This is a genomic window from Rhizobium sp. BK112, from assembly GCF_014193215.1.
Classification (GTDB): domain Bacteria; phylum Pseudomonadota; class Alphaproteobacteria; order Rhizobiales; family Rhizobiaceae; genus Rhizobium; species Rhizobium anhuiense.
Genome location: NZ_JACHYZ010000001.1, coordinates 213,347 through 239,781, shown reverse-complemented (window position 1 = coordinate 239,781; position 26,435 = coordinate 213,347). Strand labels below are relative to the sequence as shown.

At 59.1% G+C, this 26,435-nt stretch carries 25 protein-coding genes; 14 read left to right on the top strand and 11 right to left on the bottom strand.

Features of this window, described 5'->3' with window-relative positions; genetic code table 11:
* Window positions 1-141 precede the first annotated feature (141 nt).
* On the top strand, window positions 142-495 hold the full coding sequence (locus tag FHT75_RS01110) for an RT0821/Lpp0805 family surface protein (protein ID WP_063474452.1): 354 nt from the start codon (window positions 142-144) through the stop codon (window positions 493-495).
* 138 nt (window positions 496-633) lie between these two features.
* On the opposite strand, the gene FHT75_RS01105 is transcribed toward FHT75_RS01110, so the two are convergent.
* Complete coding sequence (locus tag FHT75_RS01105; RefSeq protein ID WP_143541105.1) at window positions 634-861, bottom strand: hypothetical protein; 228 nt, start codon at window positions 859-861, stop codon at window positions 634-636.
* Between the two features lie 99 nt (window positions 862-960).
* Window positions 961-1,161 (bottom strand): hypothetical protein, encoded by a 201-nt coding sequence (locus tag FHT75_RS01100; RefSeq protein ID WP_063474450.1) that lies wholly within the window; start codon window positions 1,159-1,161, stop codon window positions 961-963.
* Between the two features lie 199 nt (window positions 1,162-1,360).
* On the opposite strand from FHT75_RS01100, the gene FHT75_RS01095 reads away from it, so the two are divergent.
* Window positions 1,361-2,575, top strand: coding sequence for a phosphotransferase family protein (locus tag FHT75_RS01095; RefSeq protein ID WP_063474449.1), 1,215 nt, complete (start codon window positions 1,361-1,363; stop codon window positions 2,573-2,575).
* Between the two features lie 816 nt (window positions 2,576-3,391).
* On the top strand, window positions 3,392-3,754 hold the full coding sequence (locus FHT75_RS35700) for a hypothetical protein (RefSeq protein WP_245294557.1): 363 nt from the start codon (window positions 3,392-3,394) through the stop codon (window positions 3,752-3,754).
* Window positions 3,755-3,828: 74 nt separating this feature from the next.
* Here the strand turns inward: FHT75_RS35700 and FHT75_RS01090 are convergent, their stop codons facing one another.
* Window positions 3,829-4,767 (bottom strand): sialate O-acetylesterase, encoded by a 939-nt coding sequence (locus FHT75_RS01090; protein WP_063474688.1) that lies wholly within the window; start codon window positions 4,765-4,767, stop codon window positions 3,829-3,831.
* A gap of 416 nt (window positions 4,768-5,183) precedes the next feature.
* Here FHT75_RS01090 and FHT75_RS01085 point away from each other — a divergent pair, with 416 nt between their 5' ends.
* Complete coding sequence (locus FHT75_RS01085) at window positions 5,184-6,560, top strand: DUF882 domain-containing protein (protein WP_063474448.1); 1,377 nt, start codon at window positions 5,184-5,186, stop codon at window positions 6,558-6,560.
* 45 nt (window positions 6,561-6,605) lie between these two features.
* Here FHT75_RS01085 and FHT75_RS01080 read toward each other — a convergent pair whose 3' ends face one another.
* On the bottom strand, window positions 6,606-6,881 hold the full coding sequence (locus tag FHT75_RS01080; RefSeq protein WP_047611492.1) for a DUF982 domain-containing protein: 276 nt from the start codon (window positions 6,879-6,881) through the stop codon (window positions 6,606-6,608).
* 244 nt (window positions 6,882-7,125) lie between these two features.
* Between FHT75_RS01080 and FHT75_RS01075 the strand changes: the two genes are divergently transcribed.
* From FHT75_RS01075 to FHT75_RS01030, 10 genes are all read left to right on the top strand, one after another.
* The gene (locus FHT75_RS01075) at window positions 7,126-7,398 is read left to right on the top strand and encodes a BON domain-containing protein (protein ID WP_063474447.1); all 273 of its coding nucleotides are present in this window, start codon (window positions 7,126-7,128) and stop codon (window positions 7,396-7,398) included.
* A 140-nt stretch (window positions 7,399-7,538) separates the two neighbouring features.
* A complete protein-coding gene (locus FHT75_RS01070; RefSeq protein WP_063474446.1) occupies window positions 7,539-7,934 on the top strand; it encodes a DUF1236 domain-containing protein in 396 nt (131 codons plus the stop codon).
* A gap of 99 nt (window positions 7,935-8,033) precedes the next feature.
* Window positions 8,034-8,894 (top strand): DUF1236 domain-containing protein, encoded by an 861-nt coding sequence (locus tag FHT75_RS01065; RefSeq protein ID WP_063474445.1) that lies wholly within the window; start codon window positions 8,034-8,036, stop codon window positions 8,892-8,894.
* A gap of 831 nt (window positions 8,895-9,725) precedes the next feature.
* Complete coding sequence (locus tag FHT75_RS01060; RefSeq protein WP_063474444.1) at window positions 9,726-10,682, top strand: NAD-dependent epimerase/dehydratase family protein; 957 nt, start codon at window positions 9,726-9,728, stop codon at window positions 10,680-10,682.
* Window positions 10,683-10,713: 31 nt separating this feature from the next.
* The gene (locus FHT75_RS01055) at window positions 10,714-11,934 is read left to right on the top strand and encodes a glycosyltransferase family 2 protein (protein WP_063474443.1); all 1,221 of its coding nucleotides are present in this window, start codon (window positions 10,714-10,716) and stop codon (window positions 11,932-11,934) included.
* Window positions 11,928-14,930: a trifunctional glycosyltransferase/class I SAM-dependent methyltransferase/polysaccharide deacetylase gene (locus FHT75_RS01050; protein WP_063474442.1), complete on the top strand. Its 3,003-nt coding sequence runs from the start codon at window positions 11,928-11,930 to the stop codon at window positions 14,928-14,930. The genes FHT75_RS01055 and FHT75_RS01050 overlap by 7 nt, the downstream gene beginning before the upstream one ends.
* A gap of 2 nt (window positions 14,931-14,932) precedes the next feature.
* A complete protein-coding gene (locus FHT75_RS01045; RefSeq protein ID WP_176707356.1) occupies window positions 14,933-16,006 on the top strand; it encodes a glycosyltransferase family 2 protein in 1,074 nt (357 codons plus the stop codon).
* Window positions 15,999-17,750: an ABC transporter ATP-binding protein gene (locus FHT75_RS01040; protein ID WP_028758123.1), complete on the top strand. Its 1,752-nt coding sequence runs from the start codon at window positions 15,999-16,001 to the stop codon at window positions 17,748-17,750. Before FHT75_RS01045 ends, FHT75_RS01040 begins: the two co-directional genes overlap by 8 nt.
* A 5-nt stretch (window positions 17,751-17,755) precedes the next feature.
* The gene (locus FHT75_RS01035; protein ID WP_210294324.1) at window positions 17,756-18,871 is read left to right on the top strand and encodes a glycosyltransferase family 2 protein; all 1,116 of its coding nucleotides are present in this window, start codon (window positions 17,756-17,758) and stop codon (window positions 18,869-18,871) included.
* A 1,290-nt stretch (window positions 18,872-20,161) separates the two neighbouring features.
* The gene (locus FHT75_RS01030; protein ID WP_028758125.1) at window positions 20,162-20,368 is read left to right on the top strand and encodes a hypothetical protein; all 207 of its coding nucleotides are present in this window, start codon (window positions 20,162-20,164) and stop codon (window positions 20,366-20,368) included.
* A 408-nt stretch (window positions 20,369-20,776) separates the two neighbouring features.
* Here the strand turns inward: FHT75_RS01030 and FHT75_RS01025 are convergent, their stop codons facing one another.
* The 7 genes from FHT75_RS01025 to FHT75_RS00995 all read right to left on the bottom strand — a co-directional run bounded on the left by FHT75_RS01025 (window position 20,777) and on the right by FHT75_RS00995 (window position 26,423).
* Window positions 20,777-21,025 (bottom strand): hypothetical protein, encoded by a 249-nt coding sequence (locus tag FHT75_RS01025; RefSeq protein ID WP_028758126.1) that lies wholly within the window; start codon window positions 21,023-21,025, stop codon window positions 20,777-20,779.
* 102 nt (window positions 21,026-21,127) lie between these two features.
* A complete protein-coding gene (locus FHT75_RS01020; RefSeq protein ID WP_063474439.1) occupies window positions 21,128-21,835 on the bottom strand; it encodes a TfuA-like protein in 708 nt (235 codons plus the stop codon).
* Entirely contained in the window at window positions 21,832-23,004 is a 1,173-nt protein-coding gene (locus FHT75_RS01015) for a YcaO-like family protein (protein WP_063474438.1), read from the bottom strand. Before FHT75_RS01015 ends, FHT75_RS01020 begins: the two co-directional genes overlap by 4 nt.
* Window positions 23,005-23,046: 42 nt before the next feature.
* Window positions 23,047-23,259: a hypothetical protein gene (locus FHT75_RS01010; protein ID WP_028758129.1), complete on the bottom strand. Its 213-nt coding sequence runs from the start codon at window positions 23,257-23,259 to the stop codon at window positions 23,047-23,049.
* Between the two features lie 20 nt (window positions 23,260-23,279).
* Window positions 23,280-25,124: a hypothetical protein gene (locus FHT75_RS01005; RefSeq protein WP_063474437.1), complete on the bottom strand. Its 1,845-nt coding sequence runs from the start codon at window positions 25,122-25,124 to the stop codon at window positions 23,280-23,282.
* A 9-nt stretch (window positions 25,125-25,133) separates the two neighbouring features.
* Window positions 25,134-25,559 (bottom strand): helix-turn-helix domain-containing protein, encoded by a 426-nt coding sequence (locus FHT75_RS01000; RefSeq protein WP_028758131.1) that lies wholly within the window; start codon window positions 25,557-25,559, stop codon window positions 25,134-25,136.
* A 171-nt stretch (window positions 25,560-25,730) separates the two neighbouring features.
* Window positions 25,731-26,423: a methyltransferase domain-containing protein gene (locus FHT75_RS00995; RefSeq protein ID WP_246712873.1), complete on the bottom strand. Its 693-nt coding sequence runs from the start codon at window positions 26,421-26,423 to the stop codon at window positions 25,731-25,733.
* Window positions 26,424-26,435 lie beyond the last annotated feature (12 nt).

The window sequence follows — 26,435 nt, the reverse complement described above, 5'->3', positions numbered from 1 at the left end:
CGCTTGGGCGAGCAACGGAGACTTGGTCATCACGGTAATCGTAGCGAACGGTTGAAACGCGACCTCGTTTTCTTCAGACCTCGCCAGAATGTGAACTATTCGTAACTTGAAACACAACAGGCAAAGCGCTTTATCCGAGCGATGACTCCGAAGCACTTCATCTCGGCAATGAGCATCGCGGCCTTGGCGGCGTGCTCTCATATCGAGCCGCTTGAGACTCCCCTCGCCCAGTCAGCAATCCAGCACCAGACGCCTTTGACCGATCAAGCGGTGATCGCAGATACAGTCGGTCGCGGTGCTGTCGGTGCGACTGCGCTTGCTTGGGCCAACCCATCGACGGGCAGCGCGGGCGTTATCGAACAGATCGATGCCAGTAACGATGGGCCGGACGGATGTCGCGGTTTTGTAACCAGTCGGCAATCGCTCGACGGCATGACGCGCTTCAACGGCGTAGCCTGTCCGTCTGGGGACAGTTGGAAACTGGGCCGCCAATAGGGTAGCGCTCGACGTCCGGTCTCGCGCCAACGGCATCTTCGCCGTGCTCTCTTCGAATAACGATCAATCGCAAGGACGCCCCCCATGCGCCGGGGAGGCTACTAGCCTAAATCACACGGGAGGACGATCGCTGTTGCTTTACCGCGACGGCTTCAAGGTCACTATGGTCCCGCTGTCGACAATGATCCAGAAACTCCGGACCAAATCTGCCGCTTCGCGACGGGTTGCCGAAATATTCGCTTGGGAAAATGTGACGATGCCTTTTGCCACGATATCCAGCCGGACGATTGCATCGTGTTCGGTACCACTTCGAGGGATGCCAGCTTGCTGGCGCAGATCGCGCACCGTGATCATCGCACGAGGCAACAAGCTCTCGATTTCGCCCGCGGTCGGCGGTCAACTTCATTTGCCGTACAAGTTCTGCGACGAACCCCGGGATGCTGCTCGTCTCCGCAGTTATCGTCATCACCCCTCGAATTCAGCGCCGGGCAGCCAACCGCGCGTATAGCCCTTGCTGATGCATGCCTGGGCCATTGCAAGCTGTTCGCACAGCCGTTCCCGATCCTTGAGCAGAGCATCGATGGTTGCGCGCGGATCCCCTCCGTGCCAGGCCATAGCTGCGTCGACGGGGTTGGATTCCGGTGTCGTATGACGTTCAGCAAGCATGTCAGATCCTCGTCATTTCAGGGAGAGCATGCTCGGAGATAATGTTGCGGTAGCGAACTGCGTCATGCAGCGGAGCGCGGATGCGCGAGCATCGAAAAGCTAGACACCAGAACGAGTCGTAGCAAGGATTCGTTGTCACTACGGTCACATTGCGCCAACGTCATCCCGCTTTTGTGTTTGGGGAGTCGCGAGGGGAACCATGGACGGCGAAAAGCAATCGGAGCCGCCGCCGCGTGTCGCCCGTCTGGTGCTCGTTACGCCAGAGGGTGCCGTGATCGGCCGACTGGCACTGGTCCCGGTTGATCTTCCTTGGTGGCAGGATGCGCAGTCGGTAGTCCTAGCCGTCCGCGAATACTATGGGATCGATGTCACGATCCTGCGGCTGCTGGAGGCAGTTCGCGACCGACCGCACGGTGGGGAGGTCACGTATCTGGCCGAGGTCGCACAGTCCGTTCCGACCGAGGTCTGGGCAGGGCGACTCGAGCCCCACCCGCTGCGCCAAAGCTACGCTGAACCCGGCGGGCCTGCCGCCGATCTCGCTTGGGCGACGCGCATACTAGCCGGGCATGGCTTGGCGCCCGCCGGGATGCCTGTCCAGATCCGAAGCTGGAATCTATCCAGCATCTGGCGCATTCCTGTCGCCCGCCAAACTGTATGGCTAAAAGTCGTGCCGCCATTCTTCGCGCACGAGCCGCGCGTCATCACAGCATTGGCCGGCCGTCCCGTTCCGGAACTGCTTGGCCACGACGGCGGACGCATGCTGCTCGCAGAAATCGCGGGCGAGGACATGTACGAGGCGCCGTTGCCGCGACTGCTCGAGATGGTGACCCTACTGGTTGAGCTGCAGTCATCGTGGACCGGCCGCGTTGATCAATTGCGCTCCATGGGACTGCCGGACTGGGGCGGTCCGGCTTTGATCGCTGCGATCGGCGATGTGACGGAGCGTGCAAGCGAGGAGCTGCCTCGGAACGAGCTTACGCTGCTCCAGCGTTTCGTCAGCGGTCTCGCCGACCGCTTTGCCGCGCTCGAGTCCTGCGGATTGCCTGATACGCTGGTCCACGGCGATCTTCATCCCGGCAACTTTCGCGGAACAGAACGAACCCTTACTCTACTTGATTGGGGCGACAGCGGGATCGGCCATCCGATGCTAGACCAGCCGGCATTTCTCGACCGCGTCGCATCCGAGTACGTGGAGACGATCAAGGAGCACTGGGCTCGCGCATGGCTGGCCCGGCTGCCCGGCTGCGAGCCCGCTCGTGCGGCCGGCCTCCTCGCGCCCATTGCCGCGGCCAGGCAGGCCGTGATCTATCGGCGGTTCCTGGACAACATCGAGCCGTCGGAACAGGTCTATCACCGCCACGATCCCGCCGACTGGCTAAGGCGGACGGCGGCATTGCTGAGGGCGGGGAGTTAGAGAGCATATCCGGGTTTGGATCGGGTGATCCACGCCCGGAAGCCGAACGCCCGATGCCGCTGCGGGAAGCGACCTTTGGCTGAAAGACTGCTGGCCGAGCACGGCCTGAAGTCGACAAGAAACTGCTAAAGAATGGCTTCGCCAGGACGTGGAGCCCGAAGTGGCGGAACGAATTGTGCGACTGATTAAAAAAATCTGTCGGCACGGAACAATTTGCTCCGTTGATCGTAATACCTTCGGGCCGTGCGGAGATTTGTTATACAACAGCCACACGACATTTAGCTGTTCGGCCCACCTCAACCTTAGCCCCGCTCAGAAGCGGGGTCCTTTTTTTGGCATTAGCAGGTCCCTTGAAGTCGACAATACTATTGCCGCGCAGAATTACACCGGAACTGTTGTCATACAAAAGTGTTACTTGGCTCGGAGCGGATCGCGCAGAGGAGTCTCCTGTCTCCAGCAGCACACCCCTTGCAATCTTCGCGATCCGCCCTCTCCTGCCGGTTCGGAGCCATTCATTGGTCAGGAACCTTAAGGAACTTTTCCGGCTATCTACTGTTAGAGCACAAGGATCGCACAGGCGCCCCATAACTGGGGTTGTCCGCTTCCCTTCCTTCCTGTGCGGTCCGTCCTTTCCACAAATAGGCGCGTTTCGGCGGGGCTCCTTTTGATCCTCGGCGAGCAACGCCGGCGCAACCCGCGCCAATATCCGCAAATTGCCGCCGAAACCGGCGTTAGCACAGTGTTAGCGCGAGCCACTTAATGTGGTGGTGACGCCATGGGAAACCCGGTTGTCCGTTGAAAAACAGGACAAGCAGAATGAAGACGAGCCCTGCCGCAGCTTACGGAGATGACATGAAACTGGTTCTAGGCAGCATGATATTGGCATCTGGCATACTGCTATCCAGTCTGTCGGGATTCGCTGCTTCCGGCGGATGGCATTCGGATGGGCAAGGTACGAGATACTGGCATGTCACTCCGCCGCCCGGGCAATGCAATATAAGCCAAGCGAAAAACCGGGCGATTCGGGCCGGTATCTATCGTAGCGAGATTATACAGCAGGATGAGAATATCATCGTGCTCAGAGGTCTGGATGAATCCGGCGACCGGCGAACGATCGGTTTCGGCAACATCAGGGGGTGCCCTGAGTTGGAGGGCCATGAGAATAGTCCAAACTTCTGAGGACATAGAGTTTGTTCAGCTTTCAGAGCCTGAAGCTGAAGCTCGCTAAGGCGCGAAAACCGGTTCTGGGAAGATTATCGCGAGGTTTCCAGTCGGCCATCGCCGCGCAAAAGGTTCAGCCAGGCCCGCGACAGTTTCTCCGCGCCTGTGCCCCCGATATGGCAATCGTCGTAGCGGTCTTCTCCATCGAGCAACGCGTCGGAATTGACGCCCTCTCGGATACCGGGGCCGCTTCTTGATAGGGCCAGTTGCGCCCGTACTATCGCGTTGTCCGGAATATGCTCCTTGAAGCCGCCGTTGCTCGGTTCGAGGCATTTCGATGCGATCGAAATGTAAACCGGTGCTTCGACGCCGTACTGACGCAATGTGTCAACCATCGACATGAAACGGTTCTGGTAGGCCTCCGCAGTGGTGCCGATAACGAGGTCCGCCTCTCCTTGCATCCAGAGGACGTTCGTTATCCGATAACCGGAATCCTGAAGCTGTTTCAATGTATCGACCAGCATAGGATTGAGGTCACCGCCTTTCGCCCATCGTGCGACCTCAGATCCGGAATATGCGAGGGGTGCGAGGATGACGCTGTCATTTTGTCCCGATGCGATCAAATTGTTGCCAAGAAGCGTCCAATACTCTCCCTTGGTATCGGTCGATCCAAGAAGTGGCGACGCGGCGATGAAGCACCGTTTGTCAAAGGCGTTTATAACGCGAGCGCCATAATTTGACTTGTACCGTTGTCCACTGTCGTTGGCCGCGTTCGATTGGCCAAGAATGAGTAAGACAGCCGTTCGGTCAGTTTGAGCCGGGCAGGTCACAAGCGTTTTTGATTCATCCCCGATGAGTCGTTCCTTGTCGTCGAACGTATAACGGCTTGGAGCAGTCGCCTTCTCTCCGCCAACCATTTTCCTCATCGCGGAAAGTTGTGGCCAAGGAAATGTCTCATGTCTCGCGCTCATGCCGCCGAGAAAGTACATGGCGATCAAGGCGGCGAGGCCGACTGCCATTGTTTTGCGCATGCCGTTACCTTCAAACATCATCCGATGACATGGAGCCTCAGACCGATCAAGGCTGCTCCAGCCATGAGGGTTCCTTTACACCAGCCACATCCGCTTGCTTCGGGCATGATCTTTAAAAGAGCGTTCGTCGCGAAGATCGAGCCCAATCGACGACTATTTCTCATAGGGTCGCCGAAACCTGCTCAAATATAGACCGGACCGGTGATTTCAATAATCCGGTTGGGTGAGAGATCACGCCTGCTATGGAGAAAACTCCCGTTGCTCGTCCATAGAAAGGCGGATTGGGGCGGCGAGGACAGTGTAGGAGCGGAGCACCGGTTACGCTTGTTAGCGATTTGTTGACCATAAGCTGGCTTTACTGGGCGTGATGGATGCGGAGGTTCCCGCACATCGTCGCGTGTTTGGTGTAGGCGGGATTGTTCGTGTTGAAGTATCCAGTGCGAGGATTATCGGGCGCAGGCTTGGGCGGAATTGCCACGCTGCTGTCGCGTGCGGAACGGTTGGTCGCGAAGACCATTCTGCCGGCTCTGTTTGCGCTGCCGGCGCTTGTCGGCTCGGCATCCGTTGCCTCGGCCGAAGACCGGGCCCTGAAGCTGTTCTTTACCCATACCGGCGAGCGGGCCACGATCACCTATAAGCGCGACGGAAAGTTCGATCCCAAAGGCCTTGCCCAGATCAATCGGTTTCTGCGCGACTGGCGAAGGAACGAGCCGACCCGGATGGATCCGCGGCTGCTCGACCTGGTCTGGGAGGTGTATAAGCGCAGCGGCGGCAAGGACTATATCCATATCGTCTCCGCCTATCGTTCGCCCACCACCAACAACATGCTCCGCAACCGCTCGCGCAGCACGGGCGTCGCCAAGAAGAGCCAGCATATGCTGGGCAAGGCGATGGATTTCTACGTTCCCGGCGTGAAGCTTTCGACGCTGCGGGCGCTGGCCATGCAGATGCAGGGCGGCGGCGTCGGATATTATCCGACCTCGGGATCGCCCTTCGTGCATCTCGACGTCGGCAATGTCAGGGCCTGGCCCCGCATGTCCCGGCAGGAACTCGCCCGACTGTTCCCGAACGGGCAGACGATGCATCTCCCTGCCGATGGCCGGCCGCTGCCTGGATACAATCAGGCGGTTGCGAACTACAGGAAGCGCGGCAGCTCCACCTCGATCCAGATCGCCAGCACCGCTGGAGAAGACGAAGAGGTGGGCGCGGCGACCGGGCCGGGCGGCGACACCACAGACAATAAGCTCATGACGGCGCTTCTGCCCACGCCCCGCAGCCGGGCATTGAATGCGCTGGCGCTGCAGACCGGCGCGGTCGAGCAGGATGACAAACGGTCCGCTGGGGATCTTGCATCTTTGCCGATTCCGATACCGGCGATGCGGCCGGCTGCCCTTGAGCACGACGCTGATGTGGATGACAAACTGGAGACGGCATCGATCGGCCCAATTGAAGTGCTTCCGGCCAGACCTGCGCCCGCATTGCCGGGCTACGCGCGCTTCGAACCTCTCCGTGTTGCACACCAGGCCTCCAAGCAGGGCGCGGATATGATCGCCTCCCTGCCGATGACCGCTTCCTGGGAAGAAGCAAGTTTCTTTGAAACGACCACGGACGCGGCGCTGATGAAATGGGCGCTGCATTCTCCCGGCGAGGTGATGGAATTGAACGCGCCTCGCGTTTCCCCCCGCACGGTTCATCGTGAGGTCGATGCCGCGACCTCAGGTCAGGACATCACTCCGGTCGCCGCCATAGACCTGTTCGATGCGAGCCGGTTTGCGTCGCCCCCGGAGGGCTGACCGCAATCATCAAGGCTTGATGCGCTGCACGAGCTTGCAAAAATCTCAGTGAACGACCGCGATGACGCGAATTCCGGCTTCTTCCGCAGCGTGAATGAGTGCGGCGCGGGCTACCGTGGCCGGAATATTGCCCTGGATGGCATCCAGGCATGTTTTTATGGCTGCGATATATTCCTTGCCGTCGTCTGTCGGCCAGGCGGCAATAAGGGCGTCGGCGACCTCATGGAGAGAGCGAACCAGCCTGGGCTTGCCGCCGATGACAAGCATCACAGGCGCGAAGTCTTCGCTCCTGCGCCAATCCACTATGCCGATCTTTTGCATGGATAACCGCCTTTTATCTCGCGCCGATCGGCACCTGATGCTTCACCAGGGAGGTTCTGACTGGAGTTCAGCTACAACGACCGAACCTCCCTGATGTCCTTTCAACAAGGATGAGGAGAATCTAGGCAGGATGGCAGCGAGGGAAAGCCGGACCTAAGTCGGACTGGCGGCCTGAGGACCCGCTGCTCATATAGTGGGTTGAGGCAACGTAAGGTCCGTGGAGGGGACGGAACAGGAGGAGTATATGAAGTTCGGCCCCGAAAACCACAGCCATGAAGAGCGCTGTCCGCAAGGCCATAGTTCGGCATCGACCATCGCAACAATCGAAGCAGCCCTTTCCGCCGATCCGGATCTCGACAGCAGCGCCATCGAGATCAGGATGCTCGGTCCTGTCGTGCTGCTCGAAGGCTATATAACAAAACCCGAAGCCCGGGAAAAAGCCATCTCGCTGGCAGCGATGATCGTCGGCCCGGAGAACGTTCAGGATCGGATGTTGAGTCGATTCCCGACGCAATGACGGACACTGTCCGGCCGGGCTGGAGGCTCTAGGACCATAGTCCGGGCCAGCCCCGGCATGAAGTCCCAGCCCGGGAACACTTCCTCCATTTTCAGGTTTGGCTCACCAGCGGAACCAACCGCATTGAAGGAGGAAAACGGATGAATATCAAAGCAGTAGGAATTGCCGCCAGCGTCCTGTTGGCATCGACATCTGCCTTTGCGCAGTCATCGACGGTCACAGGCGCGGCGGGTGGTGCTGCAACGGGCGCGATTGTCGGCGGCCCGGTCGGTGCTGCTGTCGGCGGCATCGTCGGCGGCGTGGCGGGCAGCGTCATCGACCCGCCGCCGCAGAAGGTGGTGACCTATGTACAGCAGGCTCCGGCTCCGGCCGAACGCGTCGTTGTGAAGGAGAAGGTCGTCGTCGGGCAGCCTCTGCCGGAGACCGTCGTGGTGACGCCAATTCCCGACGATCCGAAATATGCATACGCGATCGTCAACGAACAGCGTGTGATCGTCGAACCTTCCTCCCGGAAGGTCATCCAGGTCATCCAGTGACCGACGAGCGGCTGCGGCCGCCCTTTCCAACCATTAGGGCACGCATGCGACGCATGGGAATGCGGGCGGTATGGCGTGTTCAAACTTCGGAGATCGATTATGAAAAGCAACCATCTCACCATGATCCTGGCCGCGCTGTCGCTTGGCGTATCGCCGCTTGCAGCACTGCCGGCCGCAGCCCAGCAGGACACCAAGAGCAGCGGCCAGGCGCAGCCCGGTTCTCAGATGGGCATGGACGCCGGTGCGCAATCCGGCGCCGGCAAGACAGGCACCGACTGCACCCCCGACGCTTCCGGAGCCTGCCCGCAAGGCAAGGGCCAGTCAACGCAGCAGAAATCCGGCCAGGGTTCCGACATGCAGAAGAACGCCGAGCAGCCTTCGAACGATAACGCGAAGAGCGGAAGTGCATCCGGCAAGTCTTCGACCGAAACCAAATCCGGATCGCAAGACGCCAGCGGCGGCGCCACGGCCGAACAGAAGCCAGCCGGAAAGTCCGCCACCACGGATGGCAGCGGCACCGCCACCTCGAAGAGCAGCATGCAGAATGCCAAGCCGGCGGAAGGCACGGATAGCGGCAGCGCCACCAAGAGCGGTGATGCGTCAAAGCAACCTGCCGACCAGAACGCGACGACGAACAAGAGTTCGTCCGAAACCAACGTGAACAACACCACGACGAACAACCAGACGAACACCAAGACCAACGTCAACATCTCGGTCGAACAGCAGACCGAAATTCGAACGGCGGTGAAAGAGGTGCATGTCGAGCCGGTGAAAGAAGTGAACTTCACGGTCTCCGTCGGAACGAAGATTCCGAAGAAGGTCCGGCTCGAGCGGTTGCCGACGCGCATCGTGAAGATCGTTCCGCAATATGAAGGCTACCGCTTCTTCATCCTTGCAGACGGCCGCATCGTGATCGTCGATCCCAATGCATTGACGATCGTCTACATTATCGAGGTCTAAACGAAGCAGACGGTGCCGGCGGCGTCTTTTGCGGCGCCGGCACCGATGAATGAAAGTTCGTTTCGGGCTATGCGGAGAGCCGGGCACCGCCACACGTGCTTTCCGAAAATCGAAACCGATTTTCGGAAACAATGAGCTTGATTCAATGCCTTAGCGCGTTATCTCCCCGCCTGAAAAAGACGCGCGGCGGATAGTCGAATGACGATGACGATCGTTTCCACGCGCAAAATTCAGACCAAAGTCCGACCCACCCCGGACTTCGTGCCCATACAAAACGTTCGATCACTGTAATAACAATACTATATCCTCAAGTAACGAAGCGAGATGGCGTGAGAAACGGGTTCGACTTCATCGGATCGTATTTATGTGACGACTTCTACTTGGAAAATGATACCCAGAGACTGGCTGTTGTTGACAATCATTGCAGCGGATCTTTCGAAAATATAGCGCACATCAGGCATGCGGTGTCTGCACCGACAGACATGCTTTTCGTTGAGACAACCTCAGCTCTCTGGGTCCGGAACGCGTCTGAGTGGTTGTCGATACCATGCCGACTCCTTCGTCGAACCGCAAATGGTGGGGCCGTCTCATGGAACGGATAGTCAAGTTCGGGCAGGTCGTGATGATCGCGCGACGATCATCGGCAGCATCCAGTCCGGCCCGGCAGCTCGTGATCGAGCGCGGCATCGGCAGAAACACTTTAAAGTAGGCACATCTAACAATTAACATTAATAGGCGAGTAATTCTTAGAACTCTTCTAAATAATTGTCATGCATTACAGGTAATGCTAATAAACAATCAGCTTAATCTCAAGTCACGAGGCACGAAGCAATGAAAAGCGTATTGATTTCTGGCGGGGCTGGCTTCATCGGATCCCACTTGTGTGATCGACTTTTGCTGAGGACGGATATTCAGAAGTTGGTCGTTGTTGACAACCTCTGGACGGGGCTTTTCGAAAATATCGCGCACATCCGGGATCCCCGTTTCCACTTCGTGAAATCCGACGTCGAGACGCTGCAGACCTCGGATAAGTTCGACGAAATCTATCACCTTGCATCCCCGGCATCGCCGCCGTGGTACATGAAGGAGCCGAAGAGGACGATCTCCGCCAATCTTCTCGGGGCATTCCGGTTGCTCGACTTGCTGAAGAAGGGCGGACGTTTCGGTTTCACCTCGTCTTCGGAAGTCTATGGCGATCCTCTGGTGTCGCCGCAGCCGGAATCCTACAAGGGTCAGGTCGACTGCACCGGTCCGCGCTCGTCCTATGACGAGAGCAAAAGGTGCACGGAGTCGCTGCTGTTCGAGATGCAGCGCACGCAAGGGCTCGATGTCAAAGTCGTCCGCCCCTTCAATATCTATGGTCCGCGGACACGCACCGACGATGGGCGCGCCGTCTCCAACTTCATCACCCAGGCGCTTTCGGGCCGCCCGATTACCGTGTTCGGCGACGGCCTGCAGTCGCGCAGCTGGGGTTATGTCGACGACATTGTCGACGGTTTCGCGCGCTATTTCTGGATCAATCAAACCGACTACAAGGGGCCCCTGAACGTCGGCAACGATCGCGAGATTTCGGTTCTGGAGGTCGCGCAATATGTCTCCAGACTCGTCGGCGGCGTGCCGATCGTCTTCGAGCCGTCACCGCCGCAGGACCCCACGAACAGACGGCCGGACTTGACCAACGCGAATTATGTCATGCCCGAGTGGTCGTGCAAAATCACCTACGAACAGGGCGTGGCGAAGACGCTCGATTGGTTCAGGAGCCAAATGAAGGCGCACGCGGCAGAATAAACCATGATGACTTTCGAGACTCGCGCCCCGGCTGCATGTGGCGTATGTTCACGGGGCGATTGAGAGAGTGACGATGCGAGAACCCATTCCGTCCGATCTGAAGGATATAAGTTTTCCCGTACCGATCCACTATCTTGATCTCGCCACGTCTCACCTCGATGCGGCTTCGCCTTTGGTCTCCGATGGGCTCGTGGTCTTTCTGTCGGATGGTCTTCCCGTCGGACAAGCCTATATCGAAAGGCCCGAGACGGCGGCGGCACTCGCCGAGCGTGTCGTACGACGCGAGACGCTCGAGCATGCGCGTCACGTTGCGCAAACCCCTGTGCGCAACCGCGACGTCAGCATTCTGATCTGCACCAAGGACCGGCCGGAGGAACTGCGCCGGTGCCTGGCCTCGATCCCCGAACAGTCGCTTCAGCCGGTCGAGATCATCGTGGTGGATAATGCCTCAGCAGGCGATGCGACGCGCCGCGTCGTGGAGGAAGCGGGCGCCACCTATGTCCGTGAAGACCGGGTCGGGCTGGATTATGCCCGCAATGCGGCGGTTCGGGCGGCGAGAACCGAATTCGTCGCCTTTACCGACGACGACGTCGTTCTCCACCAGCGATGGCTGGAGAACCTGATGAAGGGATTCGATCTGCCTGAGATCGCCTGCGTGACGGGATTGGTCCTTCCCGGAGAACTGGCAACGCCGGCACAGTTCATCTTCGAAAAGCATTGGAGCTTCGGCCGGGGCTATCTCAGGCAGGACTTCAATCAGGATTTCTATACCAGGGACACGCGTTACGGCGCTCCGGTCTGGACGATCGGCGCCGGCGCAAGCCAGGCCTTCCGCCGCAAGGTCTTCGACGAGATCGGCCTGTTCGATGTCCGTCTCGACATGGGCGCTGCCGGCTGCTCGGGCGATTCCGAATACTGGAACCGGCTGCTCCATCATGGCCACGTCTGCCGCTACGAGCCGACGGCTGTGGCCTGGCACTTTCACCGCAAGGACATGAAGGGACTGGCCAAGCAGATCCACCAATATATGAGCGGCCATGTCGCAGCCCTGCTGGTGCAGTATCAGAACACCGGACATAACGGCAATCTCAGGCGCATCCTCATCTCCTTTCCGAAATATTATGCCGGAAGGCTACGGAAACGATTTCGCAAAGGCGCGACATCGAACGACTTTTTCCTGAAGCAGGAGATGCTCGGCAGCGTGAATGGCGCTTTCTATGTTCTGCGACGATGGAAGATGCCTGCATGGTGAGTGCTGCGACACCTGAGATCTCATTCCTCATTCCTGCCTATAATGCAGACGATACGCTTGCCGAATGTCTTGCCAGCCTGCAGCAACAGACACGCTCGAACTGGCAGGCCGTCGTCGTCGATGACGGTTCGAGCGACCGGACTTGGGAGGTTCTCGAGGCCATCGCCGGAAAAGACAGCCGCATTCTACCCGCCCGCCAGCCGAATGCCGGTGCGGCCGCGGCGCGAAATCATGCCGCACGCCTGGCGGCGGCGCCCCTGCTCTGCATGCTGGATGCCGACGACTGGCTGGATCCGACCTTCATCGAAAGCATGCTGCCTGTGGCAGAGGATGCCTCCCCGCCTGTCATCGCCTATTGCGCCTACCGCCGGGTCGCCCCGGACGGCCGGCTGCTGCGGGTGGAAGCAGCCCCCATTCTGGCGGGCGATGTCGCCAAGCGCGAGTTCTCCTCCTTCTGCGCGCTCGCCATCCATACGGTTGTCTTTCCCAAAAGCCTTTTCGAGCGGCTGGGAGGCATGGATGAGACCCTACAGACCGGCGAGGACTGGGATCTCTGGATGCGCATGGCCTTTGCAGGCGCAGAATTTCGCCGGGTCGACACGTGCCTGGCTTTCTATCGCATGAAGGCCGGCTCGCTCTCCGGCGATCCGGTCAAAATGGTGCGTGACGCCGTTCGCGTGACGAGGAAGGCGCAAGCGCTGCTGAGGCAGCAGGGCTTGTCGACCGAGGGGCCGCAGACAGGCTGGATCCCGCCCGCCGTCAGCCAGCTGCGCATGCTCGCCTGGGTCGTCGCAGCCAAGCTCGATCCGACCTTGGATGTCGCGGCCCTTGGCGCACTGCTGCCTGACATGCCTGATGCCACGGGCTATGAGGGCTTTCTTGTCGACGTGATCATGCACGGATTGCAGACGGGAGTGTTTTCCGATCGGGCCGACGATCTCATCGATGCACTCGACACATGGCGACCGACTTTTCTTTCGCTCATCGAGCTGATCCAGCGGCATTCCTTCCCCGGCACCGGGCGGAAGATCGTGGAGAACGTCGCTTGGCAGCTATCTGCCGCGAATCTCCTGCGATCTTTCACGCTCGGCAATGTCCAAGTCGTCAGCGTCGAGCTGGGCGCGCTTTCCAGGATCCCCAAGGCCGAGCAGGCCGATACGCTCGTCATGCACGCTTTCTCACGCGGACAGCATGTCGGCACCTTTGTCGGGCCGCTCTGGGGCGATCTTTCGATCCGGGCGCAAATCCGGCTGATCATGCAGGAGATGCAGGCAGGCGAGCATCTGCAGACGCCGCCGACGCTCGCCTATATCGGTTCCTGGACGAGGGAGGCGCTGCGCGGATACCGAGCCTTCGGCGGGATCATAATCCGGCACGGCCGGCGGCGCGGCCGCCTGGAAAGACTGATGGTGGGCCTTGGGCGCAAAGCTCTCCTTGCCTCTGCGTCAAGCGACAGCGATGACAATGATGCACGGCTCTCCGACAGCCTGCGGACCCTCCAGCGCGACCCGGCGCCACGCCCCCTAAACCCCTCCGGGCCGCGCCCAGAGGAAGAAAAGGCAGCTCCTGCCGTTCACTCGGAGGAGGAATACTGGGAGCATATCTTCGAACGACCGGATCCGTGGAACTACGTCTCGGTCTACGAGCAGGTGAAATATGCGCAGACGCTGAGCCTGATCCCAGAAGGGATCGAGAAGGTGCTGGAGCTGGCCTGCGCCGAGGGGATTTTCACCGAAAAGCTGGCGCAAAAGGTCGGCCGGCTGACGGCCACCGATATTTCCCAGCGGGCGATCGACAGGGCGGTGGAGCGGTGTCGCGACCATCGCAATATCGAGCTTCGCGTTCTCGATTTCGTCAGACAGGATCTTCCGCCCGAACAGGATCTCATCGTCTGCTCCGAAGTGCTGTATTACATGAAGGATGAGGAGATGCTCGCGGCTGCCTGCCGGAAGATGGCGGCCGCGCTGAAGGCGAACGGCTACCTCATCACCGCCCATGCGCATATCCGCCGCGACGAACCCAACCGGACGGGTTTCGACTGGGGCAATCCTTTCGGTGTCGGGACGATCCGGCAGGTGTTGGCCGCGCAACCCGGGATGGCCCTGGAAGAGACGATCGAGACCGAACTCTATGCCATCCACAGGTTCCGAAAAGGCCCTGTTGCCGCGGCTGTCCTACGCAGCGAGGGGCATGGAACCCCATTGGATGCGGATGTGGCAAAACACATCATCTGGGGGCCTGACGGCGTCGACCGCGAAGCGGCATGGATGACGGAGGTCACGACCTCGGTTCCCATCCTGATGTATCACCGGATCGCACGGGATGGCCCCGCCGCACTCCGGCGCTTCCGCACCTCGCCTGATATCTTCCGCAAGCAGATGCAGTTCCTTCGGCGCCAGGGTTATTACACCGTGACGGCGCAGACCCTGGCGGAGCTTTTGCGCAGCGGCAAGCCGATCCAGGGCCGGCCGGTCATGCTGACCTTCGACGACGCCTATCTGGATTTCCTGACGGACGCCTTCCCGATCCTGGCCGAGAATGGCTTCAGCGCCGAGGTGTTCGTCGTGACCGATAAAGTCGGCGGCCGGTCGGACTGGGATTCCGCCTATGGAGAGCCCGCGGCCCTGATGTCGTGGTCGCAGATTCAGGAGTTGCACCAAAAGGGCATCAGCTTCGGTTCCCATCTCGCATCCCACACACCGGCCACTGCGCTGGACAATGAAGCCCTGCTCGCCGAAGCCATGCTGTCGCGCAATGTGCTGCGGAACCGGCTGGGCGCCCCGGTCGACTCCATCGCGCTGCCCTACGGCGCGACGGACTTCAGGGTCCCGGGCATTCTGGCGCTTTCCGGCTACGGGGTCGGCTTCACAACACGGCCGGATAAGGCCGGCTTTTCCGACAATATCTTCGGTCTGCCGCGCCTCGAAGTGCGCGGCGATCATCCGCTCGAAGCCTTCCCTGAGCTTATTGGCCTGCCGGGAGCCTTTATCGGATGACAATATCAGGCGCAGCCGCCCCTCTCATCACCGTCGTCATACCGGCTTACAATGCCGAGAGGACGCTTGCCGAAACATTGCGAAGCGTCTCTGCCCAGTCCTACGACAAGCTCGAAATCCTGGTGGTCGACGACGGATCGCGGGATGGGACCTTCGAACTTGCGAGCGATTATGGCCTGAGCGACCGCCGTATCCGGGTTCTGCGCCAGGACAATGGCGGGGTTGCACGCGCGCGCAACCACGGCATAAGAGAGGCACGCGGCCCCTATATCGCTCCCGTCGACGCCGATGATGTGTGGCACCCTGAGAAGATCGAGCGCCAGCTTCAGGCGCTGAGGACATTGCCCGGCGGACACGGGGTCGCCTACAATTGGTATGCGGCGATCGACGAGAACGGCATCATCTTCGGCCATTCACGACCGGTCATGCATCAAGGAAATATCTTCGAGCCGCTGCTGCGGGAAAACTTCATCGGCAATGGCAGCACCCCCTTGATGCCGCGGGCGGAGATCCTTCGCTGCGGCGGCTATGACGCCGGCCTGCGCGACAATGGCGCCGAAGGCTGTGAGGATCTGAAGCTTTATCTGGCGCTCGCCGAGATCCTGCCCTTCGCCTTGGTTCCCGATTTCCTCACAGGCTATCGCTTCACCAGGGGCAACATGTCCAGCAACGCCTATCGGATGCTGAAGTCCCATAACCTGGTCATGGCCCCGATCATCGCGCGTTATCCGCAGCTTGCGCGGGATGTCCGGGCAGCCCAATTCCACACGGCGCACTGGTATTTCAACAAGGCGTTTTTCCAAGCCGATTACGCGCAGCTCAGCAGGCTGGCGCCGATGATGGCAAAAAAATACATCCCGCAGCTGATCCTTCATGGCATCAAGCAGGGCTGGCGCCAGACGAAACGCCAGGGCATGCGGATGGCAAGGCATGTTCTCGGAAAGCCAGCCCGGCAAAAGAAGCACTTCGCCGCGGAGATTCCGCAAATCGGAACGGCATTCAGCGATCGTTTCTCGGCCATGCCTGCCGAGCAGGCGATCAGCCCGACCTCTTCGCGGACGGCCGGCCATGAATAGGTTTCGAAAACCAGCTTCCGCTAAACCGACAGGCGCCTATCTGGTGGTCGCGGCCCGGTTCCGTGAGCTTCGCCAACTCGTTCCCTCGTTGCGGCTGAAGATGACGGTGATGATCGTCCTGGGCATCCTCACGGGCTTCTCGGAAATGGTCGGGATCACCTTTCTGGTTAGCCTCGTCTTTCTTCTCGGGCAGGAAGGCCCGGTTGCCGGCAGCGCCGTCGCATGGCTTCCGGCGTTTTTCGGCGGCATCGACCTCAGTCTTTCCAAGCCTGTGCTGATCGGCATCCTCATCAGCTCGATCCTGTTCCGGATTCTTCTCGGATGCGCCAATTCGCTGATTGCAAGCGCGGTCAACCATCGGATCAGCGACAGCATGCGGGACCGCCTCTACGCCAAGGTCCTGACCATGCCGTTCCAGCGCTTTCAGGACTATGAGCGCAGCGACCTGATCAATGTCATCGCCACCGAATCCTACGCGGTGTCGTCTGCCCATGCCAGCCTCGTCCGACTGGGGGTCAATTTCGGCACAATCGTGATCTTCGGCGTCGGCATGCTGGTCATGGCTTGGCCGATCGCCTTGCTCGGGCTGGCCTTCGGCTTCATCCATAATTTCGTACTGGGGTTCTTCGCCGGCGCCTACCGCCGTCTCGGCACCTCCGCCCTGGCCGCAGTCGAAGCCTTGACGCAGTTGAGCTGGACAACCCTGCAGACATTGAAGGCAGTCAAGAGCTTCGGCCTGGAGAAGCGCCACCAGCAGCTCTTCGAGACGCTTTCGAGAGACGTCGGCCAGACCTGGCGCCGGTCGGACTGGATGGGAGCGACGACCTCGCTTCTGAGCGAAATCCTGACCTTCGGGGTCATTCTGACGATCATCCTGTCCTCGGAATTCCTGCCGGTCGATTTCAAGGCAGCGCTCTCGGCCACCATCCTGCTTTATCGGCTTCAGCCGCATATCAAGGGATTCGACTCGCAGATCCTCAGCCTTTACGAGATGGAAGCGTCGCTGCAGAACGTCCTGGCGCTGCTTGCCGAAAAGGATGACATCAAGCAGACCGCGCAAGGGGAGAAGGTCACCCGCCTGGCCGAGGCGATCGTCTTTCACAATGTGTCCTTCGCCTACGAGCGCTCGAACGCGCCAGCGGTTCACGATCTGAGCTTTGCGATCAGGGCAGGCGAGACGACGGCTCTGACCGGGCCAAGCGGCTCCGGCAAGACGACCATCCTCAACATGATCCTCGATCTCAACCGGCCGACCCAAGGCGTGATCACGGTCGACGGCCGGGATCTGACAAGCATCGACCGCTCCAGCTGGCTGCAACTGCTCTCCGTATCCGGCCAGGACGTCGAGCTGATGGAGGGTACAGTCCTCGACAACATCCGGTTTCGTCGCGATATCCCGGAGGAGGATATCCGCTGGGCCGCCGATGTGGCGTGCGCCACGGAGTTCATCGAAGATCTGCCCTATGGCTTCGACGAATGGCTGGGCGACGAGGCGATCCGGCTTTCGGGCGGACAGAGGCAGCGCATCGGCCTGGCGCGCGCGCTCGCCGGCCGGCCCCAGATCCTGCTTTTGGACGAGGCCACGAGCGCGCTCGACGAAGACACCGAGATGCGGGTATTTTCGGCGATGAAAGAAGACGCGGGCAGAACGCTGATCGTCGTCAGCCATCGGCCGGCTGTGGCCAGGCTGATGAAGAACCGGATCGATCTGCGTCCGCCCGCACTCACATCCAAGCTCGGGTGACGGTGATGGAGATGCCAACCACATCCAACATTCCAGTGGCGGTGATCGTTCCTGCCTATAACGCCAGCTCCTACCTTGCCGAGACGCTGCGGTCGGTCGTCGACCAGACCCACAAGGCGCTGGAGATCGTCATCATCGACGACGGTTCGACGGATGACACCGCTTCCATCTGCCGCCGCTTCGCCGATGGAGATGCAAGGATCCGGATTCTGTCGACGGAAAACCACGGCGTCGCTGCCGCCCGCAACACCGGGATCCAGGCATCGAACTCCCCCTATATCGCTTTCCTCGATGCCGATGACATCTGGCATCCGACCTATATCGAAAGAATGCTTTCGGCGCTCCATCGCCTGCCGGACAGCTGGGGCGCGGTCTATTCTCTGCACCGCTTCATTGATCCTGAGGGATATTGCACGAAATCCGGCTCGTCGCTGAGCGCCCGGGATTCCATTCTGAGCCGTCATCTCGTATTCCGCTTCGTCGGCAATGGCAGCGGCTTCATGGTTCGCCGGGCCGTCGTCGACACGATCGGAGGCTACGATCCAAGTTATGCAAGACAGGGGATCGGAGGGTGCGAGGATTTCGATTTCGAACTTCGCACCGCCGAGCATTTCAAGATCGAGACGGTGCCGTTGGGGCTGGTGGGATATCGTGTTCACTCCGAAGCCATGTCCGCCGATAGATCGCGCATGGCGCGATCCCTTCTCGCTGTGAGCGAACAGTGTATTGCCCGAAATCCGACACTTCCGGCCTTTGTCGTCAGCTGCGCCCGCGCATCGGCGCATCTTTATGCATTTTCAAAATTTGCCGCGTTGAAAGATTGGCCGAGCGCCGCTGCCTCGCTCAAACAGATTTATCATCATAGCCCACTGCTTGCTTCTGGCATCATAGCCAAATTGATTCTGTCAAAAGCCAACAGGGCCGCACACAGGGTCTTGTCCAAAGCCTGGCCGGCCAGGCAACCAAAGCAAAAGAATTTCGGAAAATTCGAAGAGATAGACCCGCTTATCCCACTGGTTGGCGGCTGGTCGCGCTTTAGAACCAAGGCATTGCTCAGCCGCTTGTCGGAGATCGACCGGTCTGGTGAATCCTCGCCGGCGACCTCGCCGCAGGACGCCTGAGCCTGTCGGCTATTAGCTCTGGCGCCTTTGGCTCTGCGCCCATATCGCGCCAAAGGATCGAGCGTTGTCAAATGTCTAAAGCTTTGACAAATAACACTTCTACCATCCTCTGAATATCTCGTCATTACACATCCAAAAAATCGATATCAAAACAGAATAACCGCCAGAAAAAGACAATTAATCTACAAAAATAACAATCATCCCAATAATGATCTGTGACAATATCAAATTTAACTGTAATCATAGCAGCGCACTGTGCAAACATTCCTACCGGAGGACCCGTCATCCACCCCGACGGGTCCTCAACTTTGCCTGATGGCAGGTTGCCGCAAATACGATCACTGTTATCGCTGCATCAAAGCCCGTGGATCGGAGTGGGGGGTGACGATATTGCCCCATTGAGATCGGCCCGACGCGAAACTCCCGCAGCGGCAAATGCCGAAGCGCCGGCTCTCCTTGGTCGATATTTTAGCTAAGGCCCCAATCGATCTCAGGATATTTTCGGAGGCGAAACAGTCTTCATCAATCTGATATCATCACCAGATAGAATTTTATAAGTATCGCAAACCCATCAAGAACAATGCATCCTGAGACTATTGCAATAGAAGCTATATATCGTTTTGCAATTGATACTTAAATACAACCATTATTTGAAATCATAATTTTACCTTTTGATAAAATTTGATTTGTTTTGGTAAATTGACCATCTCAGTCTATTCCGTACATTTAATGTTCACGATGTCGGCTTTAGCTTTTCTTTGGAACCGGAAAATCTGCCGAAAGCGATGTCCGCTCCGAATTCTCAACATCCCCCGCAACCTGCCGGTATTACTGGTGAGGTTACGACAGCCGATGGTCCAAAATTCGGGGATGGCCGCGCCTCGGAAACTTGCCGATACAAAGCCACACGGCCAAGCAGAAAGTAACATATTGATAAATATAGATTTTTAATAGATTTCCGCGGGTTGAACCGACAAACCCGGCCAGCAACATTCGCTCTATCATTTCGAACGTCGGCATATGGGCTCGCCCTCGCCGCTTGAAATACCGACGCAAAATCCGCGACGTAGGAAGCATCGGCCGTCTTTGGCGAGTGTCCCGAAACGAAACAATAGATATGCCCGAGCGTAGTCGAAAACCCCTGTTTCAATACGCCGGATCCTCGATGACATGCTTAACCTGTGTCGAAATGGTCTCACCTCGGCAGCGAATTAACCGTTCATAAAGCATTTGCTTGCTCAACTTATAATTTGTGTCATGGTCACTGTAAGTAGTGAGGGAGCCGACCTGATGAGTGATATAGCATCGCAGATTCCGGAATTTGGTTACGATGAGCGCGTGATGATCTGCCGGAAGCAGATCGAGAAGGCGGTCTATCAGTTCATTGCAAATACCAAGGTCGACGGATGCGATCCGGCGGAAGTGGCAATGGCCATCGCAGACATTGCCGACGATTACATTTTGCTGCTGGCTCAGAAGCGCAATTTGACCCACTGAAAGCAGGGATCGGCCGGCAAGCGGCCGATGTCCAGAGCACAAATGAAACCCGAAATCGCCGCCGCTTCCCTGCCGGGAGGCAACGTCAGCGAAGGCGCTTACCCCTCGCTTCGAAGCCATCCGTGAGATGGATATCGAACAGCTTCTAAACCAAACGCCAGCGGCCGGAAACGAGCCGGCCTTCCCCAACCTAAAATCGACATTAAGCGCCGAAGCATGGGCCCGTACCGGGCGTCGGCTTCAGCGCGTTGCCTCACGGCGGTTGAAACAAGCGGATCCGTTCGATTGACGGTTGCCCGATTGCGCAAGCGCACAAAATAACCCCGAAAATCGAAGCCGATTTTCGGGGTTATGCGCGGGTTTGAAAGCGGTGGAGTTTCTTCAGCCCGTCCGATCGGACGCGCCGTACTAATGACTTCTCACACTCACTTGCGGAACCGGAGAACTTAATTCAGCCAGTTCCCTGGTCAAACCCTCCCCCACCTCCTGCTTGACGGCCTCGAGCGCCAGGTCGAGGCAATTCGTTGCGAATTGCAGTTTGACATCCTGAGCGACCTGTCGCGCATAGGCAATCATTCGCGCCAATGCGACAAGCTCCTCCAGACCGTCTTCCGCCCCTTGGTCTGCGTCTATCTTGACAACCGATGTCACGCCCATGCCCATTTCTCCAACGAATTGAAGGCATGATACGCGCGCAAACGTGATCGAGCCCGTGAAAAAAGCGTGACACAACCCCCGGTGACCATCATCATCTTCGATTCACAATGCTGGGCGTGTCCGGAACGGGGTTTCGTGCAGTGTCCAGGGCAGGTCGGCATTCGAACGACTGTCGCCGGCCTCCTGCACGGCTTTCAGCAATGCCAAGGCATCGATGCGCTTTTGATCGACGGCATTCGACAGAAGGGCCGCCAACAGTCGCGGACGATCCGGTTCGGTCAACCCTGCGCATTGCTCGACGATCGCCCGCCATGTCCGTTTCTTGAAAAAGATCGCGCCTGCGGCATCGTCGAGCTCCCGGCGCAACCCGCTTGCCAGCAGTCCGCCATCCTCCATCGCATCGAGCGTTGCGCTGACATTGACGAGGGGCACCGTCAGCGGCTTGCTGCCAAGCGCGCTTGGCGCGTGCGTAAGTGCGACGGCGGCATCGTCAACCAACCGGCCGCTGCGATAATCGTCGAAAATGCGACCGATCCCGACCATGCCGAACGAATGGCATTCGGCAGCCCGCAACGCGCCCATGCTTGCCGCCCCGAGAACCGCGACGCCCAGCGAAAGAGCATGGAGAATTTCCTTGTGCCAGACCGGCGCGGCATATTCGAAGCCGCCGTCGATCAGGCCGATGACATTGGCGCCCTGCTCCACCTGAGCCAGGACATCGCCTTGCGTGGCAGGCGGCAGGACGCGGATCCCGTCGCCGGCCAGCGACGCCGCATCGGGAAGACTGGGTCCGGCGAAAATGATCTTCAAAAGCCTATCGCCCTGGCAAGCGCCCGCGTTCCGAACCGCCGGGCGCGCGCGCCCTCCGGATTTTCGAGTTCGGGGATGACAACCTTGACGACACTGAAGGGAAGCGCCTCATCGCTGAGGCGCACGGCAATCACCGAAGCGATCTGCCTCTGTCGCAGCGCATCGAGCACGTGCTGCAGCATCTGCGCCAGATCCCATTGCCGAGATCCGGCCTCCCCACCGCTACCAATGGCGGCAACAGGCGGTGCGGCAACAGCATCGAAGGCCCGCCGCATCAGCGGCGGCAACGATCTTGAGAAAGTTGCAGGGGTAATATCGTCCCTGGCTCCGCTGATATAGGTCAGCCGGGATTGCACGGCCTCCGTCACCGCCCGAATGGCCCCGCGCACGGGGGACGGATGCGCGCCGGCGCCGCCGGTCACCTCGACAAGGCGAATGTCCCTGCCGCCGCCAATATCCCGCGGGCCCAGCATGGCGGTGAAACAGGGGATGCCGATATCGCTGGTGATATCGAAGAGCTTCAGTGCCAATCCCGATGCTTCGATCTTGTCGATCAGCCCGTCCAGGGCGCCATCCTCAAAGCCGCGGGGATCGACGCAGCCGGCATAACGATCCGCTTCCCCGCTCACCTGCCACAGCACATGGGCATCACGCTCGATGCGCTCCAGGACGCCGTGAAGGATCGCCTCCTCGATATTGTTTCCCGATGCCAGACCGTCCGAAGACATCCAGTATCGCGCGTCGCGTGTCCGGTCGAGCACCACCGCTTCAAAAGGGATATAAACCTCATCGCCGGTGAGGATATTAACGCCGGCAACCCATTCAGTCTCCTCGTCCGATCCGAGATCGGATTTATGAAGAGCGGTCAGGCAGTTCAGCGTTTCGGCCTTGTGCCCCATCGCCTGCAGACGGGAAGCAGTGCCGCGGACGAGATCGACGGAGGGTTCGCCCGCAACCGCCCGCTCGAGCGCTTCCATGACGGTGGATACTTTGGCGTCGAGATCGGTCAGGCCCTTTCCCTGGGCAATCACGATCGACCGCGAATTCGGGGCGTATGCGCACCAGACGGGGATTCCGGTGTCATCCAGCCCGGTGTGTCGCGCGACCCTGGTAATGCCGAACCTGGCCAAAAGAGGTTCGACGCGGGAAAGAGTTTCCCGCGGCGACATGCTTCTATCGGAATATATCGACCGGTGCGTCAGAATGCCGGCTCAGCCGTCGACGTGACCGGAAAGGGCGACCTGCGCCGACGAAACGGCGACGCCGAGGTCGACGTTCTTTACGAATGTACCGCCGGCTTTGCGCAGGCCGTTTGCGGTTGCCAAATCCCCCGTCGGATTGAGAGGCTTGACCGTGCCCGCATCGAGGTCGGCGAGCCAGAGACCTGCTTCGCCGGGTATTCCAATAATGACTGCCTTTGCCATGTAATGCCCCTAAGTGATTGTTAAAAACCAGCCCTCAACAGGCCCTCCCGATAAAGCTCCTTTTGCCATTGCTCCTTGAAGGGAACGATGGCGAGCCACTTCTCGACGTCGAACACCGGGTTGATGCTCTCGGCGCGCTGCCGATGGAAGAGCGCCCGTTTTCGATCGCCGATCATTGCGCAACTGGCCGCAGCGATGCGATGGGCCGGCGCTTTGTCTTTCATCGCCTCGACATAGGCAATGGCCTCCTCGTACTGTTCCAGAAAGAAGCTCGCTCCCGCAGCACACCAGAGATAGGCATCAGGCGCGATCGGATTGAGCGAAATCGCTCTCTGGATCTTGGCGAGCGCATCGCCCGGACGGGATGCATGCACGAGCGTGTCGGCATGGCTGTAGATGACGTCGGCAAAATGCGGGCTGAGCTCCTCCGCCAGATGAAGTGCGGCGACGCTGGCATCGACATCGCCGAGATAGAGTTTGGTGACGCCAAGCTCGCGATGGCCCGCCGCCGATGCCGGATCCCGCTCGATCGCCCGAAGCGCATTCTGCTCTGCCAGATGCAGCAGCTCATTATTCCCCTGCGCCGTCACAAGCCATTCGCTGGTGAAGGTTCTCGCCAGCCCGGTAAACGATGGAGAGAAATCCGCCTTATGCGACAGCGACTGCTTGAAAGCCTTCCGTGCCCGGCGGATATGCGGCAATGTTAGCTTGCTCATCAGGCTCGAGCCGACGAGATAAGCGTGATAGGCCTCAGGGTTGGCTTCGAAGCGTAAGCGCTCTTCCTCCTTTTCAGCCAGTTCGCGGGCCACCGACAAGGTCAACTGCTGCGCGATCAGCCGTCTCTGCCGGGGCAGCGTATCAGGCGTCATCACAAAGCGATGGGCCCAGATGATCTCGTCCGTGGGGAAGTAAATCAGCTGCGCGAACAATCCTTCGTCGGAGAACCGCGTATCCAGGAGATAGGCGATCGAATGGCGGGCGACGACGGTCGCCTTCTCGGAATCCCGGCGGATTTGTCCGGCCGTATGCGGTGCAACGATGGAAATATTTCGAAGCGCGCAGAGTTCGATCGTGACGTCTTCGATCAGGGCGCTCGCAAGCGCCAGCCCGGCATCTGCGTGTATCGAAGTCGGGGGAAGCAACACCAGCCGAGGCAGGATCAGCGGCAGCGATGCGCGTTCGATATCGGCAGAGGTCGCGCCACCGGTCTCAGCGCGCTTCACCTCCACCCTTGCAGGACCATTGCCGCTTGGCAATCTCTCGCCGAACGATGAACCGCCCGATAGCTGTTGCAGCAAGGCTCGGACCTGCTCGTCGTTCGGATCCCGTTCGAGGATCTGCAGAGCGGCGCTCGAAATGATGCGCGCAGCCCCCGACTTCTCTACATCAGGCAGCGCATCCAGCAATGCTTGCCGCAGTTGCAGCGCCTGAGCGTCCCGTTGCGCCCTCATCCAGGTATCTATTAGCTTTGTCGCTGGTTTGATATTTCCGATGAAGCCGCGCTGGGTCAGTTCGGCGATCGCATTCAGCCGCTCCAGCGGCGGACCGGCGGTGCGAAAGACATCCAGATCGCTGGAAACCGCCTGCGTGTTGAGACGAACCGTGGTGGCGGTGAAATCGAAGGGTATTTCGGCCCGCCCGCCGTCCGTCTCGCGGATGCGGGAAATCAGTTTGCGCAGATTGAGCCGCGCCAGTTCGGCTTCGACATCGCTCCATAGAAACTGCGCCAATTCATACCGGCTGAGCTCATGGCTCGCACCCGCGTAGAGATGGGCCATCATCAACAGGCCCTTGATCGGATAGCGAACCGGTTCGCCATTCGCGTCGATCAACCGTAGATCGCCGAACGTCTGCAAATGAAGCAAGGTGCACCTTCAGCCGTTCACAACCGGATCCTGCAACTCACCGTCGATGTCAGTCAATCCCGCGACCGCCAGGCTTTTGGCCAATGCTACCAGCTTTTGCCGGATATTCGGGTCCTCGATGGCGATGAACGCCTTGTTGAGCGCCAGCCCCTCCTTCGAGGACAAAAACTTGTTCAACTCGCTCGTCTCGCCCTCGATCGGTCCAGCGCCGCCGTTCTCGAAGAAAAAGCCGACGGGCACGCGAAGAATCTCGGATATGCGCTGAAGACGGCTGGCGCCGATTCTATTCGTTCCCTTTTCGTATTTCTGGATCTGCTGGAAGGTAATGCCCAGAAGTTCGGCCAAACCGTGCTGGGTCATCCCGAGCGTCTTTCGCCGAACTCTCACGCGATTGCCAACATAGACGTCGATAGAATTCGGCGATTTAGCCTTCATGTGAATAAGTCTCCCGCTTTATCAGCACGCCAGCTGTATAATGGAGAGTTTAAGCAAGAATGCAACTAAAAGTAAATATTTCGTAAGGATTTTTTTCAGCATCACACACAGTAAAAAACAACCTGTGGATTATTACAGCGGGCGCCGCTTGGCGCGGATATGCGCTGCGCTCTATCGCCCATTTCGCGGGAACGAATGCTCTCTGGGAGATGCGCCACTGCGACGCCGCCGCCAAAGAGGTTTTTGAGCGACGGCGATCATCGACTTGGCGAAAACAGGAATCCTTCCGACATATTCAAAACGAATATTGTCGAAGCCGGCATCCAGCAGCAGCGTGCTCAATGTGCTTTTCGACCAGAACTTGATATGACCATGTTCCTTCAACGGCATGAAATGGTCGTCCATTTTCCCCAGCGCAGCCAGGGCAAGATTCTTCAGGTAACCATGATAGGGCGTCGACATGACTGCGATACCGCCCGGCTTCACGAGATCGTACACCGTCGAGATGAATGCCTTCGGATCGTAGACATGCTCCACCACCTCAAGGCTGATCTGGGCATTGAATGTGCCATATTCCCTGGAAAGGTCGCCATAGGCCGAGCCGACATTCAACGGCAGGTCGGGATAATTGACATTGGCCTTGGCGATGCCGTCGCTGGAAGGATCGACGCCGACGACATAATACCCATGTCGCGCAAGAGCCGCTGCTGCGCCGCCGGTGCCACATCCCAAATCAAAGACGTCGTTTTCTGCAGAACCTTCGAAATGGCTCTCGAGCACGTCGAGCACGGAAGGCAAGATGTAGGAATGCGCGGTTGTCGGCTTGGCGTGAATATAGGTGGTTGCGTCTAGCTCGACGGACATGCCCCTCCCCCT